Origin of the sequence: Paenibacillus sp. MB22_1, assembly GCF_047200555.1 — a bacterium.
In the GTDB taxonomy this organism is placed as follows: domain Bacteria; phylum Bacillota; class Bacilli; order Paenibacillales; family Paenibacillaceae; genus Fontibacillus; species Fontibacillus phoenicis.
In genome coordinates, this window is record NZ_JBLADV010000001.1 from 1548634 (window position 1) to 1566680 (window position 18047).

Here is an 18047-nt window from a genome sequence, read left to right on the forward strand (position 1 = left end):
AAATTGTTGCGGATCTGCAGCAATTTTGCTGTTTTTTAATCCGCCAGCTCCTTCCCCCGCGTCTCGGTCCCCAGCCAAAACACCGCCAGTGCCCCAATGACGATTGTTACGAAGAACATCCAGAAGATTCCCCCGATGGCGACGTGGCGAGCGACCAGCATGCCGACCAAGTACGGAGCGATGATACCGCCGATCCGTCCAAAGGAAGCGGCCAAGCCGACTCCGGTCGAACGCACCCGCGTCGGGTACAATTCCGGGGTATAAGCGTACATGCCGCCCCATGCCCCAAGATTAAAGAAGGATAAGCAAATCCCAGCGGTAATCAGCATTCCCTCACTAGTCGCATTTCCAAACCAGGCCGCGCTGGCTGCGGTGAGCAGCAAATACAGCACCAGCACAAATTTACGCCCAAACTTCTCAATGAAATAAGCGGCCGTGAAGTATCCCGGTAATTGTGCCAGTGTCATGATCAGCACGTATTCAAAGCTTTTGACCAGACTGAAGCCTTTCAGCACCATCACCGAAGGCAGCCACAGAAACATGCCGTAATACGAAAAGACGACGGTAAACCACAAAATCCAAAGCATCACAGTCGAACGACGGTGCGGGGAAGCCCAAACGGACTTAAACCTATCGCTGAAGGAAGGCCCTCGTCCTTGATGATGACCCGTCTGCGCTTTAAATCGGGCCGGCTCCTGGATTGATTTGCGCAAGTACAGCGCATATAACGCAGGTATGGCACCGATGATAAAAGCGGCCTGCCATCCGTAATCCGGGATGACGAAATACGAGATCAACGCCGAAGCGATCCATCCGGCAGCCCAGAAGCTCTCCAGCAGCACGACGGATCTTCCGCGTTCCTGTACCGACACCGATTCGGATACCAGTGTGGAAGCGACCGGCAGCTCCCCGCCAAGTCCAAAGCCGGCAATAAAGCGAAGCAAACAAAGCATGGCAAAGCTAGTAGCGGCAGCTGACAAACCGCTGGCGATGGAGAAAATCAACAGCGTCCACAGGAGCACGGATTTGCGGCCAAACTTGTCCGCCATATAACCGGCAATCGCTGCGCCAAACGCCATCCCTACGGAGTTGATCGCCGTAAAGAAGCCGGTCTGCTGCGGCGTTAAGCTCCATTCCACCGCAAGGGCAGCAGCGATAAACGAAATGATCCCGACGTCCATGGCATCAAACATCCAGCTGAGCCCGGCGCTGAGCAGCAGCTTCCGCCGTGCTGCCGCGGGTTTTCCTGATAAAGCCTGTTCCTGAGTATTCAAACAACTCGCCCCCTATCCAATCTTATTCTCTCTGTAGCTTATCCCGGAAAGCGGTCGATCCATGCTAAGGTCTCATGCCTTCTTTCGTCTTGGATAGGAACCGGTTGCGTATGACAAAGGCGACGCCCAGCACAAGCAAAAATAGGGCGTAGGAGAGAATCAACTCCTGAAGATTCACCCCCGGAAACACAATCGATGCGCTTAAGATCCCGAACAGCCAAATGCTTGACAGATTCCCAACCAGGTTGGACCAGACATAAGAACGGAGCTTTAAATTCGAAACCGCCGACATAAACGAAATGAGATTGTTTGGCATAATCGGAATCGTGCGGAGAAAGATCACTGCCCACACCCCATAGCGGTCCAGCCCTTTTTGCCATTTTTCGTATTTTTGCAGCTTAGCCAACCACCTGCGGTTAAACCAATCAGCAAAAAAATATCTGCACATCAGGTAAACAACCATCCCTGCCGCCGTACCGGCAATCCAACTGGCTAATAAACCGTTCGCAATCCCCAGCAGGGAGAGATGCAACATCACGATCGTGGCAAACGGAAAAAAACCAAAAACTCCCTGCACAACGGCGAGTGGGATCGTAAAAAGCAGGATGGAGTACCCGCCTAACTGAGTCGTCTCCAAAAACCAGTCCGTGATTTCCTTAACCCATTCGTTCAAATGATTTGATCCCCATTCCCCAAAAGCATATTAAGCCTCAACAACCCGTTTCCCCAAAATAACGAGATCCCGTTCCACGCCGTCTAAATTGGCCACGCGGGGCAAATGCGCCCAACGCTCGAAGCCGAATTTACTAAGGAGCTTAAGGCTCGGCTCGTTATGACCAAACACAAACCCAAGCAGCGTATGGACACCAATCTCAGGGCAAATCGCAAAGGATCGATTTAACAAGATCCCTCCGATTCCGCGGGAACGGTAGGCTTCTGTGATATAAATACTGATCTCGGCCGTGCCGTTATAGGCCGGTCGCCCATAGAAGGACTGAAAGCTGAGCCAGGCGATGACCTTCCCCCCGGATTTCATAACCAAAAGCGGCCGGAAATCGGGCGAATGCTCATCAAACCACTTCCGTCTGGCGTCAACGGTCACCGGCTCCAAATCGGCGGTAACCATGCGTCCAGCGATCGTTTCATTGTAAATCGCCACGATCGCCGGCAAGTCCTCAAGCGTTGCATCTTCAATGATATAGTCGAAATGTTCCGTCATATGTACATGCTCACAGTCCTTGAATAATTTTGTTATACATAGCTCTGCCTTCACCTGCTGTGGCTGTTCCTCGAGCACCTTCAGAATATCGATAAATCGCCGTCCCGAATTCAAGCTGCCGCCAAATGATTTCTTCCATTCTCTTTCCTCCTACTCCGTTTCATGCTTGATTTGCACGTAGTGTTCCACGGTAGGCATGGGATCGTAGAATGGATGAAGCAGCGCTTTCCATTCCTCATATTCCGGAGATTGACGGAAACCTACCTCATGTGCGGAAATGGATTGCCAACGCACGAGCAGAATATATTTATTCTCCGTCTCTACGCATTTATGGAGCTCATGTCCAAGATAACCGGACGCCCGGCTGATGATTTTGGAAGCCTTCCGGAAGTGGCTTTCGAAATCATTAATCATTCCGGGCTTCACTTGCAGCTGAGCTACTTCAAGAATCATCCTCTGCATCCCCTCCGTTCAACTGATTATAGCACGGACTTAATGCTTTATGAATCCAAATTGCGGAAATTGAGCCTTCCCCCATGGCCACGCTAACCTGTTCCGCATGAAGTCCTAGATCCCCAGCCACCCACACGCCGGGGACGTTCGTCTGCTTTGTGCGGGGGTTGGCCTCCACATGACGGTTCTCGGAAATGCGTACGCCAAGTTGAGCGGCTAATCCAGAATGAACCTCATTGCCGCCAAACGCAATAAATCCCCGTTCTGCTGTAAAGCTCCGGCCATCCTGTAATTTCACGCTGCGGATAAAGCCTTCGGATTGTTGGACTTCGGCGATGGCCCCTTCCTCGTAGCGAATCCCCTGTTCCTCCATTTGCTTCAGGAGCGACGCAGCGACAGGTGTCTGTTCATGATTAATATAGGTTAAATCGCGGGTCCGCTGGATGAGCAGCAGCGCCATCTTGGCACCGGTGTCCCCTGCCCCCATTAATACCGTTTTCCGCCCCTCAATTTCGTACCCATCACAATCCGGACAGACATAGACGCTTAGCCCAAGCGTTGGAACCAAACCGGGGACATCGGGATAACGGTCCAGCACACCGGTCGCCAGCAGCAGGGTTCGACCTGAATACGTTTGGCCGCTTAATGTTTTTACCTGAAATCCCTCATCCCGTTTCTTCGCTTCGGTTACTGTGTCTTGCACAAACTTTACGCCATAAGACGCCGCTTGCCGTCTCCCCCGACTGCGCAGTTCTTCCCCGGAAATACCTTCCGGGAACCCCAGCAGGTTATGATATTGCCGGCATAACGTGGATCTTCCATAACCCGCGTCAATAACCAGTACGTTGTGGACCGAGTACCGGCCTAGCTGAATAGCGGCTTGTAATCCGGCAATACCGCCGCCAATGATCATGCAATCGTAGTTTGTGGTTTGAGTCATGTTGTTGTCCCGCTTTCCGTAGCTATTGATTGACATCGTTAATTTGGTGTATAGCCGCTTTCCCGTTAGGAGAAATTAGAGCGTAAAACAAGGAGGTGAAAGGGTTGGACAAGTTTCTCGTCAAATTACTTGGAAATGGAATTATCGTCATCGTCATGGTAATGCTCTTAAGCAACGCCTCATTCATCTCAGCGCTGCTGACAGCCTTAGCGTTGTCTATTCTAGCCTATTTATTCGGGGATCTTTTCATCCTTCCGCGAACGAACAATGGGATCGCAACCGTTGTAGATGCGTTTCTCGTCTTTATCTTCCTGTGGGCGATTTCCGCCAACGCGGAATGGACGTTATCTCTTGGCGAAATCCTTGCCATTACCATTGTGATGGGCGTATTTGAATGGTTCTTGCACGCTTGGATGCTGCGCGACGGCATCCGCAGGGACAGCAGCGTACGAGTGCGCGATGCTCGTTAAAAGACAACAAAGAGCGCGAGTACAAGGGAATCCTCCCTTTGCACTCGCGCTTTGTGTACAGGTATAGTTGCAATTTAACTGCCCAGCATCACGCGATCATCGGACAGCTTGTGGCCGCTGATGCGTTCGAATTCGCCTAGCAGCCGTTCGATCGTTAACTCGCGTTTATTCGTTTCATCCACATCAAGGATGATCCGCCCGCCATCCATCATGATGAGGCGGTTACCCAACCGGATCGCTTGCTCCATGTTGTGGGTGACCATCAACGTGGTCAGCTTCAATTCGCTGACGATCTCCTGCGTAAGCTTCGTCACCAGCTCAGCACGGGCTGGGTCCAGTGCAGCAGTATGCTCGTCTAGGAGCAACACCTGCGGCTCGGTAAACGTTGCCATCAGCAGGCTGAGCGCCTGGCGTTCCCCGCCCGACAATGTACCGACCTTGGCGCGCAGCCGGTTCTCCAATCCAATGCCCAGCCTGCGCAGCTGCTCCTGGAACATCGCCCGGCGCTTCGCGTTCACCCCCAGCGCAAGGCCACGCGCCTTCCCGCGAGAGTAAGCCATCGCCAGGTTCTCCTCGATGGTCATATGCGGTGCAGTACCGGCCATCGGGTCCTGAAACACACGGCCAATCCACTTGCTGCGTCGATGCTCTGGAAGATGGCTGATGTCGACGCCGCCAAGGCGAACCTCGCCAGCATCCGGCTTGATGACGCCGGAGATCATATTCATCAGCGTGGATTTCCCCGCACCGTTGCTGCCGATGACCGTTACGAAATCGCCTTTGCGCAGATGCAGATTGACGTCAATCAGCGCGATCTTCTCATCCGGCGTGCCGGGGTGAAAGAGCTTCGATACCTGGGTTAACTTCAGCATTAGAACCCACCCCCTACGCTCTTTTGCCCGGCGGTTTGTGTAATTTCACCGGCGCGCCGGCGAGCTACCGCTTTCTGCTTCATGTTTCTTTGTGCGGTCGGAAGCACCAATGCGATGATCACGATAACTGCCGTAATCAGCTTCAAATCCGTTTGCTCCAGCCATTCGATCCGCAGCGCTAGCGCTACAACCACTCGATAAACGATGGACCCGAGAACCGCTGCCAGCGTTGCCCAGAATACCGTACGCGCCCCGAAGATGGCCTCCCCGATAATCACCGAAGCCAGCCCGATCACGATCATCCCGATCCCCGACGAAATGTCGGCGAAACCGGACTGTTGAGCGATGAGCGCCCCGGACAAAGCCACTAGCCCGTTGGACAAACTGAGCCCGAGAATAATTGTGTTATCCGTATTGGCACCAAAACTGCGGATCATCCGTTTATTGTCGCCAGTGGCCCGCAGGGCCAAGCCAAGCTCCGTACGAAAGAACAAATCCAGCAGCAGCTTAATGGCGATAACAACGATCGGCATGAACACCAGCGGCGAAACCGAGCTGAACAGCGTTGTCTCCCCCAGCAAGCCTACATTAGGTTTGCCCATGATCCGCATATTGATGGAATACAATGCAATCATCATTAATATCCCGGAGAGCAGTCCGTTAATCCGTCCTTTGGTATGAATGATGCCGGTGATCGCACCGGCAGCCAAGCCGCCCAAAAAAGCAACGACCGTAGCAATCCAGGGAGAGCTTCCCCCTGCGATCATGACCGCAGCGATCGCACCGCCGGTCGTAAAGCTCCCGTCCACCGTCAGGTCCGGAAAGTCGAGAATTCGGAACGTAATATATACGCCGAGCGCCATAAGCGCATACAGCAGGCCGGATTCCAGCGCCCCCAGCAGCGAGTTCAACATGATGAGTACCTCCTCAAGAAATTAGGAGCGTGTGCTGCCTATTTGATCAGATTGTTTTCCTTATCTGTAATTTGAGCCTTCATGGCATCGGTCACTTCGATCCCTTGCTCGGCTGCCGCTTTCAGGTTCATGATCAAGTCGAGCTTATCCGGCACCGTCACTTTCAGGTCACCGACCTTTTTGCCGTTCTTCAGCACGTCGACTGCCATTTGTCCCACTTGGTACCCGTGGTCATAATATTTGAACCCAATCGTTGCAAAAGCCCCCTTCTCGACCGTATCCCGGTCACTCGAGAAGAAAGGAAGGTCGTTATCGTTGGCTACCTGGATCACGGTGCTGACGGCTTCAACGACCATGTTATCGAGCGTAATGTACAGCGCATCTACCCGACCAACCAGCGATTCGGCCGCTTGTTTAACTTCCGATGTATTGGTTACCGAGGCTTTCACCAATTTGATACCGTGGGCTTCCAATGCTTTCTCTGCATGGTTTGCCATAACGACGGCATTCGGTTCCCCTTGGTTGATCACCAATCCAACGGATTTGACATCCTTGAAGTGCTCAGCGATGAAGTCCATCAGCTTCGTAATCGCTTCCGGGTTCGTATCCGAAGCCCCGGAGATGTTCCCACCTGGATGATCCAAATTGTCCACCAATTTGGCATCAACCGGATCAGTAACAGCCGCGAACAGGATCGGGGAGTTCTTCACCTGCTGCGCTACAGCTTGTGCAGGCGGCGTAGCGATCGCGAGCACCAGATCATATTTCTCGCCGGCGATTTTTTGCGCGATGGTCGTATTGTTCGTTTGGTCCCCCTGCGCATTGTTGTAATCAAGCTCCAAGTTTTCCCCTTCTACAATGCCTGCGTCCTTCAAAGCGTCCAGGAAGCCCTCCCGCGTTGCATCCAAGGAAGGATGCTCCACGATTTGCGAAATCGCGATTTTATACGTTTTCTTATCGGAATCCGATGTATTCCCCGCACCCGCGGAATTTTCCGTTCCGGTTCCCCCGGCATTCCCCCCGTTTGCGGCATTTCCGTTGCCGCCATTGTTGCCGCAAGCAACAACGCCGACCAGCAGCAGCGACAAGGCGAGAATCATCCCAAGCTTCTTCTTCATGTTTTTGTTTCCCCTTTCTCTCTCATGAAATTAATGACCCTGCAGTGCCCCTGCAGTAAAGCATAATCTGATTAACGCTTTTGTTGATGAAAGGATTAAAGCGTCCGTGGACAAGGATTCGTCCAACATGGACACGAAGTATGATTTCTATATTAAATGGTGGTCAATTATACGTCAATACAGGTTAAGGGACTTCTGCCTCAAGATAGGTATAAAAAAGAGCCATCCAAAGCAAAACCGAAAATCGGCCTCGCATTGGTAGCTCCACATGTTCTTGGATCTACTTTTTGGCATCTAAATAAATATGTTGCGCCTGGATCGCTTGGGGAGTGATCTCAAGCACGCCAAAGCTGTATTTGGGTTCCCGCCGTTTGTCGGTAGGCGACCCGGGATTAAACCACAAGACGCCACCGCTTTTCGCAAGGTAAGGCTTGTGCGAGTGGCCAAACAGCACGGCGTCTACCGGTTGGCCAGCAAAGACGCGCTCCGCATTGTTCTTAGCCCCGTGCCCGCCGCCGGGGAGATGGCCGTGCGTCAGTCCGATCCGTCTGCCGCCCAGCTCGAGAATTTTATGCCAACCAAACTTACGGATAATGTCGTTTGGGTCATTGTTTCCTGCCACACCCTCAACCGGCGCTATCGTTTTTAACTGCTCATATACCTCCATCGTCACCCAATCCCCCAGGTGGAGAATCATGTCGCAGGTGCGGAAGGTTTGCCGCAGCTTCGCGGGCAGTTCCACTCCGCGGCGCGGGATATGCGTATCCGATATGACTCCGATCCGCATAGGCGTTACCTCAACGGCGAAGCGGCCATACGCACATAGGTGTGCCGCCGCCCGCGGATGGCGATTGATACCGCTTGGATATTTTCTGGGATGGCCATGCCCGCGAAACCGGCATCCCCGATGTGTACAATGTCGGCGCCGGCACGTTTGGCGCTGAGAGCAATCTCTCGCACCGTCGATTCGTCCGCGCCTTCCTGACTTGTGCCGATCGCCGCCAAAACCAAGGCCCCCCGCGCCTTGACTTCCGCAATGACCCGGGCCAGCTCCTCCTCGCGCACGCCCGGAACGGTCCCCGGAGCTGGCAGCAGCACGACGTCCGCGCCGGCTTCAACGAACTTGATCGCAGCCTCGCCGTCCAGCACGCTGCCGCGAGTACCAGCGCCATGCATTTTGCCAGCGATGATCAAACCGCCGAATTCCCGTTTTGCCACATGGATCGCGTGCAGGATGCGTTCATGGGTCACTCCGGTTTTCGGGTTGCCTGTCAGGCATACGAAATCCACGCCAAGCCGCTTGGCTTCGGCCAAGCTCTGAGCGGTTGCCTGCCGTCCTTCGGGCAGCTCGTGAAGCCCTTCAACCGCATCGGCCGACGCGTCGACCGGCTCTAAATTGATGCCGACTGGCAGTCCCGTTAATCGTTGCAGCTCCGCGATCGGATTTCGCGCGCTCGGCCCGGGCTCCCCACTGCCGCGATCCGGCGCAAACAAATCCCGCGGCTCTATGCCGCGAATCTGCGGGTGAAACACGTCAAAGACGTTCAGCAGGATCATGTCCGCGCCAAAAGCTTTGGCAAGCTCCGCATTGGTGATCTCGGGCAGCAGCGGCTGGGACGTAACCACCGTTTCCGCCATCACCGTTCGCCCTTCCGCTGCCAAAATTGCTCCCCTTAGAGCTTCGCGATCCATGTGGCGAAAATCCGAAGCCCGGCAGTCCAATATCCGTTTCATGGGCTACCCCTCCATTCGTTCCAAGTTCTGCACAATTGCTATATCTCCAGTGTAGCACGTCGAAATGCTGCAGGCCATCCGATATCCCCTTGAATCAATATCGTTTCAAATAAACCCTTGCTTCATAGGGGCGCAGCGGTAAGTTCAATACATCCTCGTGCTCCCGTGGAGCGTAGTTGGAGATTAACAGTTCGATGTCCTTCGGCTCCACTGCCTCAGAAGGCCATTCGAATACCGGCTCCTCGGAACTAAAATTCAGGATCACCAACAAACAGCTCGTTTCCAACCTCCGGGTAAACGCATATATCTGCGGATGATCGGGGAGCAGCAGCTCGTATTCGCCGTAGACGATCACGGCATGTTCTTTTCTTAAGCGAATCAGCTTTTTGTAGTAATGGTAGATTGAATCGGGGTTACGGATCGCTTCCTCGACATTAATCCGATCGTGATTGGGATTCACCCGGATCCAGGCGGATTCGGCAGTGGTAAACCCGGCTTGCGGTCCGGCATCCCATTGCATGGGGGTACGGGCGTTATCCCGGCTTTTTAGATGAATCGCCCGCAGGATGTCCGCCTCCGGAACACCGTTTCTTCGCTGCTCCTCATAGTAGTTGAGCGTCTCCACGTCACGATAATCGTCAATTGAATCAAAGACCGCGTTCGTCATGCCGATTTCCTCGCCTTGATAAATGTACGGCGTCCCTTCCAGCATATGAAGGAAGGTCCCCAGCATTTTAGCGGACGGAATGCGGTAAGGTTCCTGATCGCTCCCAAAACGGGAAACCGAGCGCGGCTGGTCATGGTTGCACAAATAATTGGCGTTCCACCCCCGCCCGTGCAGCACAGTCTGCCAGCGAGTGATGACTTCCTTTAAGTCCGTCAGCTTCCACGGAACGACGTCCCATTTGCCGCTGCCCGCAGAGCCCGCATCCAGAAACATATGCTCGAACTGAAACGTCATATTCAGCTCACGACGGTCATCGCCAACATAATTCAACGCCTGCTCCGGACCTAGCCCCGACGTTTCGCCTACGGTCATAATGTCATAGTAATACAACACGTTATCGTACAAGTTTTGCAGAAGTGTATGTACATCGTCCAGGTTCGAAAATAGCTCGTAAGCCCGAACCGTCGGTCTCTGCTCCGGATTGTCTGCATCCGGCAGTCCTTTCGCCTTGGCGATATGCGCAATGGCATCGAACCGGAAGCCGTCCACGCCTTTTTGAAGCCACCACTTGACCATGTCATGCAGCTCGCGGATGACGGACGGATTTTCCCAGTTCAAGTCAGGCTGATGCTTGGAATACAAATGTAAGTAATATTCATCGGTACGCTCGTCATACTCCCAAACCGAACCGCTGAAATACGACTCCCAGTTGTTCGGCGGGCCGCCGTTTTTACCCTTTCGCCAGATGTAATAATCCCGCTTCGGATTATCCTTGGACTTCCGAGATTCCAAGAACCAGGGATGCTCGTCCGAAGTGTGATTCAGCACCAGATCCATCATTAGCTTCATTCCGCGCGCGTGCAACGCTTCCAACAGCTCATCGAAGTCCTCCATCGTGCCAAATGCGGGATCGATCTTATAATAATCGCTAATATCATAGCCGTTATCATGCCCAGGCGATTGATAGATCGGACAGATCCAAACGACGTCGACCCCAAGATCTTGCAAATAATCCAGCTTGGACAGGATCCCGCGCAGGTCACCCACCCCGTTCCCATTCGAATCCTTGAAGCTGATCGGATAGATTTGGTACACGACGCTTTCCTTCCACCAAGTCCGCTTCATGTCCGACTCCCTTTCTCGTTTTTCCTTTAGCTATTTGCATCGAACCAGTTTTGTATTACGAAAAAAGCCCGGGAACCCAAAAGTTCCCGAGCCTTGTCATCTGCTAAGCATAATGCTCCACCGCTTGCACGTATTTCCGATGCGTTTCGGCCCGCTCCGATTCCAGCTTATGTTTGGCTGTTTCCAGCTCGCGTTGCACGTCGCTTACCGCCGTAAGTTGGTTTTGGACTTGATCTAAGCTGACGTTGATTCGCCCCTGCACTAGCCAATCCGAGATAAAATCGTCAAAGAAATAGTCGGAAAATTTCAGCAATCCGCCGATCTCCAGATGCGTCGAAATGTCCGCTCCGATGTCACGGAGTTCCCGCTGAAAACGTTGCAAACTTTGCCGCGCCGCCATTAGATGGCTCATCGCCTCATCAATCCGCGAGTGCTTAATATGTGTCGACAACATTCCGCCGCCCAGCATATCGTACACCCCCCAATTTTTCGCAGAACGCAGATCTTCCTCGGCTGCGCTTAAATCGTGAAGGGCGGATTGTCCGGCCTGCAGCGCTTCGTCCACCTCTTTCAGCTGCACGGTGAGGACCGCTTCGCGTTCGGCCAGCTCCCGCAGCTCTCCGTCTTCCTCCAGGATCTTCCGCTCTTTGGCTTGAAAAATCCGCTCATATTCGTTCTTCCAAGAACCCAGCTCGAGCAGTCTGCGCTCAATATCCGCAATTTGCCGCTCCATATCGCGAACCGCAGCTTCGGCGGCATCATACCTCATCTTGGCTTCCAGCACTTCCCGCTGCTCCCGATCCAGCTTCTCGGCTTTGTTGCCAAGCACGGTAGCCAATAAGTTTGACAGCGACATCGTCGACAGCTTGCGAACATCTTCTTCCTCTGCAGCCAGCTGCTTCTGCCAACGGTTCCGTTCTTCTTGCAGGCCGGTCAACTCCTGCTGGAGATTTTTGAGACGCTGTTGCCATTTCTCCTGATTCCGGGCTTTCTCTTTGAGTTCTGCCATACGAGCGTTAAGATCCTCGAACAACCTTGGTTCCTCCCTTTACCGCCGGAACGGTTGTCCTGTCCGGCCTACGTAGTTTCGCTATCCTGTTCTACGTTAGTCGAGACCGAAAGTTTCAAAGCGGCCGTTCCCAAGCCACAGCGCCGTTCGCCTCAGCGCTCTTCACAATCTCCTCGCACAGCTGATGGGTTTCCAGCGAATCTTGCAGCGAGATGGCCGGTTCCCCTCCTTCGCGAACACAGCGGATAAAATGATCGATGATCTGCACAAACCCCCGCCGGTACAACACCGGATCCCAGTCCTTAAAGGTCAATCGTTTCGCTTCACCGCCGGCAAAATGCTCCGTCGTGTTCAGTCCGTCCACCCGCCATTTCTGGCCGGGGCTCATCACCTCCAGGATTTCATCGTTGGCCCCCGAATCGCGGTTCATGATGCCGATGCAGGTAAAGCCGTCACCTTCCAACTGGAGCGTGACATGGTACAGCTTCCCCTCCTGCACTCGAGTCGAGACGTGAACGTTCCGGACTTCACCCGGTGCCAAAAACCGCAGCGTATCCACCACATGGATATAATCGTCCAACACGAAGCGGCGAGCATAGTCGGGCGATGGGGTGCGGTTTTTCTGCAACAGCACGAGCCGGCGGTCCGGCTGTTCCTTCAGGGCCGCGTTCATCGGGGCGAACCGGCGGTTAAACCCCGTCATGAGTAACACGCCTTTCTGTTCCGCAAGCTCACTCAGTCTTTTGGACTCCTCGTAATGGTAAGCGATCGGCTTATCCACGTAGACGTGGATACCGTTCTCAATCAGTTGCTCCACAATCGCCGGATGGGACTCCGTCGCCGAATGGACGAATGCAGCATCCACGCCGGATTTCACCAGCTCGTCCACGCTGCTCACCGTTTCCGGGATGCGGTATTTTGCTGCCAGCTTAGACAGCGTCTCCTGATTTCGTGTACTCAAGACGAGTTCGATGTCCTCCCTCGCCGTAATCACTGGCAAATACGCTTTTTGCGCGATATCGCCGAGTCCAATGATTCCGATACGCATCCTTTTTGCCTCCTGAGCATAACTTCATGATTTCGTTAGAGTGAAATGGTCAACATTTCCTTTCATTTTGGCATAGGGAAAGGAAGATGTAAATTTGCTGCAGCAAAAAAGAAAACCCCCATGCTGATCATGGGGGTCTGCTCGGCTGATCGATTAAACGAAGGAAGGTTTTGTACGGTCTACGTCACCCGTGAGTACCTTCACATATTCCTTATCTCCGCCTTCGACGGACGGTCCAATATAGAGAATGCCTTTGGAACGGCTGGCTTGCAGCTTGCGTCCTTTTGCCGTCTTGGCATCCATCATCGCTGGGGACAGACGCTTGGAAGCCTTGGAAACCGGGGCAGCGCCTTGCTTCAGCTTCAAGTTACCTCGCTTCATATCGAATCCCCTCCAAGGATATAATCAATGGTTCGTAAGAGTTCATTATTATCGGATACAATGATGCCTAACTGCTCGTCGGTCAAGTGATGCCTGCCGGAAAAATGAACCGACAGCACATGCTCTCTACCTAAAGGATAGCATAGGATGTATACCTGTTCAACTTCAAGCCGGTTAAAGAAAGCCCATTTTGCGGTTAAATACGCATCTAACACGTAGATCGGCTGCTGGCCGGACTCCACTCGCTCTTGGTTCTCCTGAAAGGTGAAAAATCGGCCTTTCCCTACGTTGCCGCCGACTTGCCCAATCCCCTCATCTCCCTGTACCTTCCAAAGCGCAGCACCGGTAACCAGATACCCCGGAGGAGGAAGAATCGACGTCCGAATCGCCTCGCTTAAACCGTTGTAACGATCCTGTTCATCGGGGACGGTTATATTTTTATTATAGGTCCAAAAAAGATGAAGGATCCGGCGTTTGCGCTCCAGCTCCATTTCCATTCTTGCGATTTCAACGTGGGGATCACGGTACACACCTTCGGCCAGGATCGCTTTAATCAGTGAACGGCAGGCAACGGCAACCGCAGCCTCCTCATTCCCATCCGTTCGCACCTCATATCTCAGTAACGTCAAGCCTTGAAGGTCGGATAAGAGATGATATTCTGAAACGTTCTCCCCTTGGATCAGATCATCCCTCTCTCTGATCTCCTGCGGGATGATGGCAAATACTCGCCTTCGCCCGAGTCTCCCCCAAAACAACCCCATCTCAAAAAGCGTGTTGTCCCGGGTGATAAACACAAACTTCCCCCGATGCAAAGCAACATCATCCGGTGCGAAGATGAAAACTCCAAAATCATTCCTTCGAAGTTGCTTCTCCAGCGATTCCATCGTGTAATCATTGCCTTCAAATGCGCCGGCATACCATGGAGTTACCTGGGCATATCGGTTGATCTGAGCGTGGATCCCGTTCGCGATATCCATCGCTTCCCGTGAGGATCCAATAAAGACGTTCGGCTTGGTCACATCCACAACTCCACAGCTCCTTGAAAAACGAATCATCTTTTCCTAATTATACCATCCCGATTCGTTTTGTGCAGGTTGATGGAATAACTGACGATGTCGTACACCGATGAAGACCGAAAGTAGGCTCCATCCCCCCGCCAGCAAGTAAACGTAGACAATTCCTACCCCCTCCGCGACGAAACTCATGAGCAGCAGAGATATCCCAAACAGGAAATTCTGCAACGCGGCTTGGGCTGACAGCACTTTGGGCAACTGATCCGGATCGGCGCTGCGTTGCGTATACGTTTGGCGGGCAACTCCGACTAGTTCGGCAAACGGACCTATCAAGAGCACAATACCCAGCGTCAAAACAGCGGAAGTGTTTAGCGCAAAGGCAAAGGTCAAGACGGCATATCCAAGCATACCGATCCATAGCGCAGGGTACAACCGATACTCCAGCTTGTTTACCAGAGCTACAATCAATATTCCGCCTAATACGGCCCCGGCAAAATAACCGGCGTTGATATACCCCCACCACGATTCATCCCGGTGTAAAATATCGCGCACAAACACAAGCAAAAATGCCCCCGACCATACCGAACTGCCTAACAGTTCCGTCATCTCCATGCAGGTTAATGCGCGCAATCTTGGCAATCGCAATAGGGTGATCCACCCCTCTTTTAACGTTTCCCAATGAGAGATGACCCGTTTGGATCCCCTATCTCCATATGCTGCCATAGATGTTGCATTTCGAGGTTCCCCTCCGATCGGATCTACGATTCGGGTCGTAGCCAACATGGCGATTCCGTAAGCTCCAGCAACCGCAACAAGAACCGGAAACGAACCAAACTTCGCCACAACCACACCGCTGAGTGCCCACCCTGCAAACTGGATGATTTGATCCGTCGCCGCGATCATACTATTCGCTTTCAGCAAAGTATCGTCCTGAACCAACCTGGGAATCAACGCGTTCCTCGCCGGTGTCGTCCATCCGTCGAGGAAGGAAATCACCAAGATTATTCCATACAGAATGCCCGGGGCAGTTCCGCCAACCCATGGGGAGACATATAATGCGAGCAACGAAAACAACAGAAACTGACCGCCTTGCGATATCGATAATATTGTGGTCAGTCGAAATCTGGCAATCACCAAGGGAGCCAGCAAGCTGCTGATCAACTGGGAGCTTACCCGAATAAAAGGAACTAATGTCGCAAAGATGATGGATCCAGTCTGATCCAGTACCAGCGTAATAAAAGCGACAATATACAGGACGTCCGCCATGTTGGACAAGGTCTGCGAACTCCATAACCAAAAAAAGGACCGTTTCATCCCCGTATCACTCCTTTGTTCCAAACCAAATAACCCGGAAACCCCGGGGTCAAAAAAAGGTTAGGTTCAAGAGTGAAGGATCAAATCGGTCCCATGCTTAAGCTCCTTATATAATGTTGATTCATCTTTGCTCACGTCTTAAGGCTCGTAAATCATCTTCCGCGTCATTCCGCCGTCAACCACCAAATGCGCGCCGGTCACAAATGTATTGTCCGGGTGAGTCAAGTAAAGACAAGCCCGGGCGATATCCTCCGGAGTTCCAACGCGTCCTGCCGGATGCTGCTTGTGATCGATCTCGCGCAGAGCGCCGTAATCCCCGGTTTCAATCCACCCCGGACTGATGCAGTTCACGCGGATGCCATCCGGGCCAAGCGATACAGCTAACGCATGCGTAAGCGACACAATCGCTCCTTTGGAGGCGGCGTACGCCTCCGAACCGGGCTCAGACATGAGCGAACGCGTGGAGGAGATGTTCACGATGGCTCCGCCCCGGCCGCTTCCCTTCACACGTTTGGCCATCTCACGGGAAGCTAGAAACGTACTGCGCACGTTGGTATTCAGCACATCGTCCCATTCCTCTACCGTAAGCTCGTAGGTGGATTTAAACCGCGATACTCCCGCATTGTTGATCAAAATATCAATCCGCCCCAACTCACGCTCGGCCGTTTCCATTAAGCGAACGATATCAGCCTCCTGGCGCACATCACAAGGCACGAATAGGGCTCGGCCCCCGGCCTGGCGAATTGCCTCCGCCGCCGATTTGCCGGTTTCCTCATTGAGCTCCGCCAGTACGACGGACGCGCCTTCCCGGGCGTAAGCTTCAGCCACACCGCGGCCGATGCCTTGCCCCGCTCCCGTTACAATCACAGTCCTATTTGCAAAAGACATGTCTCGAAACTCACCCCTTCTGTCCGCTTTCCGCGATGTGACAGATTAACCCCGACAGCCAATCGTCCAGCGCTTCGAAACGATATCCCGCCTCATGCGCTTTAGTATTGTCCATCACCCACGAGCTTGGGATGCCAAATGGAGATCGATGCTCCTGAGCCGTTTCGCGTTCGATCAACGCTGTTTTGCCGGTGATGGATTCAATGAGGCGGATGATTTCTCCAATGGTAATTTCCCCATCGGAACAAGCATTAATCGGCCCGGTCAGTTCGGATTCCCCCAGCCAGGCCAGAAACTTCGCCGTTTCCGCCGAAGTGATAAACGAGATCGCCGCGTCCGGGTTCGGTACGCCAATCGGCAACCCCTGCTGAACATGCTCGACATGAAAATGCAACCGCCGTGTATAATCATCCGGCCCTAATACAATTGGAATCCGCAAGGCGCTCACCGGAAAATCTGCCTGTTGGAAGAATGCCGCTTCAGCCAACCGTTTTCCTTCCCCATAATCAAACGCCTGCTTATCGCCAAGCTTCAGTTCATAATGATAGGGATCAAAATCAGCTTCGGTTAAAGGCGATTTACCCAACTTGTAGACGGATAAGGTGGAGGTCAAAATATATTTCCCGACGCGCTCCTTGAATGCCCGCACCGCGGCAAGCGCTTCGTTAGGCGAAAAACAGATGTTATCGTACACCAGATCCCAAGGTCCAGCCTCAGCCGCCGCTTGCAACGATTTCTCATCTGTACGGTCCAGCCGCAGCTGCGTAACTGGAGAATCAAACTGGACCTCCGTTTGTCCCCGGGTCGCAACCGTTATCTCGTGCAAGCCCGAACTTGCCAGCAGGTTAACCAATCTTTTGCCAAAATAACGAGAGCCGCCAAGCACTAAAATCTTTGCCATTTCTTCTTCCTCCTCCATCGCCGGATATTGAGTCACCTTCTAACGAGCTTAACGCGTCGCAAACGTACTTTTGATCAAAGATAAAGCGCTTAGCATCCCAAAGAAAAACAGTTGCGGATCTCGCACGATCTCGAAATAACCTACGATATAAATCTGTTTCACATAAATTGTAATAATCGGATAGATCAGCAACAGGAAGCTCGGTACAAATACGAAAGCAAACAGCGGCCGATGGAACTTCCGCCGGTTTGGAAAGCCGTTCAGGAAGCTTAAATACAATCCAAATGCTAACCCGTACACGATTTTGCCGATCAAGCCGTAATCGATTTTACCCAGCGTTTGCGTCTTGTTGTTCATCATGTCGATAAACTGATGCCCGTAATACATCAGCACCAGCGCTCCCAGCATCCAGATAAAATAATAAAAATACCCTTTTGAGCTCTTCATGTATCCTACTCTCCCTATGTATGGATCAAAACCAATAATAATCAAATTTTATCATGAAACGCAGGGAGAAGCAGGAAGTTTTGTTGCCGGAAGGGATTGCATAAAAACCTAACGGACCTCAGAGTCCTTATTTCGTTGATTTTGTGCTTGTAAAAAATCTAACGGACCTCAATGACGTTATTAGCCCTTGGTTTGCCTTGAAAGGAGCAAATTCCAGGATATAAGGTCTCTGGAGTCCGTTAATTATCGATTTTAAGCGT

General features: G+C 52.6%; 21 protein-coding genes. 1 reads left to right on the forward strand and 20 read right to left on the reverse strand.

The genetic code is table 11. From position 1 onward, the window contains the following. Positions 1 to 35: 35 nt before the first annotated feature. The 6 genes from ACL02P_RS07195 to ACL02P_RS07220 form a co-directional block, all read right to left on the reverse strand. A complete protein-coding gene (locus tag ACL02P_RS07195) occupies positions 36 to 1274 on the reverse strand; it encodes an MFS transporter (RefSeq protein ID WP_412837027.1) in 1239 nt (412 codons plus the stop codon). 64 nt (positions 1275 to 1338) lie between these two features. Then, complete coding sequence (locus ACL02P_RS07200; protein WP_009223180.1) at positions 1339 to 1947, reverse strand: TVP38/TMEM64 family protein; 609 nt, start codon at positions 1945 to 1947, stop codon at positions 1339 to 1341. A gap of 30 nt (positions 1948 to 1977) precedes the next feature. Beyond that, entirely contained in the window at positions 1978 to 2493 is a 516-nt protein-coding gene (locus ACL02P_RS07205) for an N-acetyltransferase family protein (RefSeq protein WP_412837028.1), read from the reverse strand. A gap of 10 nt (positions 2494 to 2503) precedes the next feature. Continuing rightward, on the reverse strand, positions 2504 to 2632 hold the full coding sequence (locus tag ACL02P_RS07210) for a hypothetical protein (RefSeq protein ID WP_323076504.1): 129 nt from the start codon (positions 2630 to 2632) through the stop codon (positions 2504 to 2506). Positions 2633 to 2643: 11 nt separating this feature from the next. Then, complete coding sequence (locus tag ACL02P_RS07215; RefSeq protein WP_009223178.1) at positions 2644 to 2946, reverse strand: antibiotic biosynthesis monooxygenase family protein; 303 nt, start codon at positions 2944 to 2946, stop codon at positions 2644 to 2646. Beyond that, the gene (locus tag ACL02P_RS07220; protein ID WP_412837029.1) at positions 2936 to 3886 is read right to left on the reverse strand and encodes an NAD(P)/FAD-dependent oxidoreductase; all 951 of its coding nucleotides are present in this window, start codon (positions 3884 to 3886) and stop codon (positions 2936 to 2938) included. The genes ACL02P_RS07215 and ACL02P_RS07220 overlap by 11 nt, the downstream gene beginning before the upstream one ends. Positions 3887 to 3981: 95 nt before the next feature. Between ACL02P_RS07220 and ACL02P_RS07225 the strand changes: the two genes are divergently transcribed. Continuing rightward, complete coding sequence (locus ACL02P_RS07225) at positions 3982 to 4356, forward strand: DUF2512 family protein (protein WP_009223176.1); 375 nt, start codon at positions 3982 to 3984, stop codon at positions 4354 to 4356. A gap of 74 nt (positions 4357 to 4430) precedes the next feature. Here the strand turns inward: ACL02P_RS07225 and ACL02P_RS07230 are convergent, their stop codons facing one another. The 14 genes from ACL02P_RS07230 to ACL02P_RS07295 form a co-directional block, all read right to left on the reverse strand. Then, entirely contained in the window at positions 4431 to 5228 is a 798-nt protein-coding gene (locus ACL02P_RS07230) for an ABC transporter ATP-binding protein (RefSeq protein WP_009223175.1), read from the reverse strand. Continuing rightward, the gene (locus ACL02P_RS07235; protein WP_009223174.1) at positions 5228 to 6142 is read right to left on the reverse strand and encodes an ABC transporter permease; all 915 of its coding nucleotides are present in this window, start codon (positions 6140 to 6142) and stop codon (positions 5228 to 5230) included. Before ACL02P_RS07235 ends, ACL02P_RS07230 begins: the two co-directional genes overlap by 1 nt. Positions 6143 to 6180: 38 nt before the next feature. Next, a complete protein-coding gene (locus tag ACL02P_RS07240) occupies positions 6181 to 7260 on the reverse strand; it encodes an ABC transporter substrate-binding protein (protein WP_412837030.1) in 1080 nt (359 codons plus the stop codon). A gap of 280 nt (positions 7261 to 7540) precedes the next feature. After that, entirely contained in the window at positions 7541 to 8047 is a 507-nt protein-coding gene (locus ACL02P_RS07245) for a metallophosphoesterase family protein (RefSeq protein ID WP_009223172.1), read from the reverse strand. A 5-nt stretch (positions 8048 to 8052) separates the two neighbouring features. Further along, positions 8053 to 8994 carry a haloacid dehalogenase-like hydrolase gene (locus ACL02P_RS07250; protein ID WP_412837031.1) on the reverse strand — a complete coding sequence of 314 codons (942 nt, stop codon included), beginning with the start codon at positions 8992 to 8994 and terminating at the stop codon, positions 8053 to 8055. A 94-nt stretch (positions 8995 to 9088) separates the two neighbouring features. After that, the gene (locus ACL02P_RS07255) at positions 9089 to 10786 is read right to left on the reverse strand and encodes a glycoside hydrolase family 13 protein (RefSeq protein ID WP_412837032.1); all 1698 of its coding nucleotides are present in this window, start codon (positions 10784 to 10786) and stop codon (positions 9089 to 9091) included. Positions 10787 to 10889: 103 nt separating this feature from the next. After that, positions 10890 to 11819 (reverse strand): hypothetical protein, encoded by a 930-nt coding sequence (locus tag ACL02P_RS07260; RefSeq protein ID WP_009223169.1) that lies wholly within the window; start codon positions 11817 to 11819, stop codon positions 10890 to 10892. 91 nt (positions 11820 to 11910) lie between these two features. Further along, positions 11911 to 12843, reverse strand: coding sequence for a Gfo/Idh/MocA family protein (locus ACL02P_RS07265; RefSeq protein WP_412837033.1), 933 nt, complete (start codon positions 12841 to 12843; stop codon positions 11911 to 11913). A 153-nt stretch (positions 12844 to 12996) separates the two neighbouring features. Continuing rightward, positions 12997 to 13224 (reverse strand): hypothetical protein, encoded by a 228-nt coding sequence (locus ACL02P_RS07270; RefSeq protein ID WP_009223167.1) that lies wholly within the window; start codon positions 13222 to 13224, stop codon positions 12997 to 12999. Continuing rightward, entirely contained in the window at positions 13221 to 14249 is a 1029-nt protein-coding gene (locus ACL02P_RS07275; RefSeq protein ID WP_412837034.1) for a TIR domain-containing protein, read from the reverse strand. The genes ACL02P_RS07270 and ACL02P_RS07275 overlap by 4 nt, the downstream gene beginning before the upstream one ends. A gap of 36 nt (positions 14250 to 14285) precedes the next feature. Next, complete coding sequence (locus ACL02P_RS07280) at positions 14286 to 15551, reverse strand: MFS transporter (RefSeq protein ID WP_323076493.1); 1266 nt, start codon at positions 15549 to 15551, stop codon at positions 14286 to 14288. A gap of 138 nt (positions 15552 to 15689) precedes the next feature. Further along, positions 15690 to 16439 (reverse strand): glucose 1-dehydrogenase, encoded by a 750-nt coding sequence (locus ACL02P_RS07285; protein ID WP_339302110.1) that lies wholly within the window; start codon positions 16437 to 16439, stop codon positions 15690 to 15692. A gap of 10 nt (positions 16440 to 16449) precedes the next feature. Continuing rightward, on the reverse strand, positions 16450 to 17340 hold the full coding sequence (locus tag ACL02P_RS07290; protein WP_009223156.1) for an NAD-dependent epimerase/dehydratase family protein: 891 nt from the start codon (positions 17338 to 17340) through the stop codon (positions 16450 to 16452). A gap of 48 nt (positions 17341 to 17388) precedes the next feature. Further along, complete coding sequence (locus ACL02P_RS07295; RefSeq protein WP_009223155.1) at positions 17389 to 17787, reverse strand: hypothetical protein; 399 nt, start codon at positions 17785 to 17787, stop codon at positions 17389 to 17391. Positions 17788 to 18047 lie beyond the last annotated feature (260 nt).

Bases quoted from the DNA above. Each gene is read 5' to 3' on its own strand.
- ACL02P_RS07240 (WP_412837030.1), bottom strand. From the start codon at position 7,260: ATGAAGAAGAAGCTTGGGATGATTCTCGCCTTGTCGCTGCTGCTGGTC.
- ACL02P_RS07290 (WP_009223156.1), bottom strand. From the start codon at position 17,340: ATGGCAAAGATTTTAGTGCTTGGCGGCTCTCGTTATTTTGGCAAAAGA.
- ACL02P_RS07295 (WP_009223155.1), bottom strand. From the start codon at position 17,787: ATGAAGAGCTCAAAAGGGTATTTTTATTATTTTATCTGGATGCTGGGA.
- ACL02P_RS07235 (WP_009223174.1), bottom strand. From the start codon at position 6,142: ATGTTGAACTCGCTGCTGGGGGCGCTGGAATCCGGCCTGCTGTATGCG.
- ACL02P_RS07220 (WP_412837029.1), bottom strand. From the start codon at position 3,886: ATGACTCAAACCACAAACTACGATTGCATGATCATTGGCGGCGGTATT.
- ACL02P_RS07245 (WP_009223172.1), bottom strand. From the start codon at position 8,047: ATGCGGATCGGAGTCATATCGGATACGCATATCCCGCGCCGCGGAGTG.
- ACL02P_RS07215 (WP_009223178.1), bottom strand. From the start codon at position 2,946: ATGATTCTTGAAGTAGCTCAGCTGCAAGTGAAGCCCGGAATGATTAAT.
- ACL02P_RS07280 (WP_323076493.1), bottom strand. From the start codon at position 15,551: ATGAAACGGTCCTTTTTTTGGTTATGGAGTTCGCAGACCTTGTCCAAC.
- ACL02P_RS07230 (WP_009223175.1), bottom strand. From the start codon at position 5,228: ATGCTGAAGTTAACCCAGGTATCGAAGCTCTTTCACCCCGGCACGCCG.
- ACL02P_RS07210 (WP_323076504.1), bottom strand. From the start codon at position 2,632: ATGGAAGAAATCATTTGGCGGCAGCTTGAATTCGGGACGGCGATTTAT.
- ACL02P_RS07270 (WP_009223167.1), bottom strand. From the start codon at position 13,224: ATGAAGCGAGGTAACTTGAAGCTGAAGCAAGGCGCTGCCCCGGTTTCC.
- ACL02P_RS07265 (WP_412837033.1), bottom strand. From the start codon at position 12,843: ATGCGTATCGGAATCATTGGACTCGGCGATATCGCGCAAAAAGCGTAT.
- ACL02P_RS07250 (WP_412837031.1), bottom strand. From the start codon at position 8,994: ATGAAACGGATATTGGACTGCCGGGCTTCGGATTTTCGCCACATGGAT.
- ACL02P_RS07285 (WP_339302110.1), bottom strand. From the start codon at position 16,439: ATGTCTTTTGCAAATAGGACTGTGATTGTAACGGGAGCGGGGCAAGGC.
- ACL02P_RS07205 (WP_412837028.1), bottom strand. From the start codon at position 2,493: ATGACGGAACATTTCGACTATATCATTGAAGATGCAACGCTTGAGGAC.
- ACL02P_RS07255 (WP_412837032.1), bottom strand. From the start codon at position 10,786: ATGAAGCGGACTTGGTGGAAGGAAAGCGTCGTGTACCAAATCTATCCG.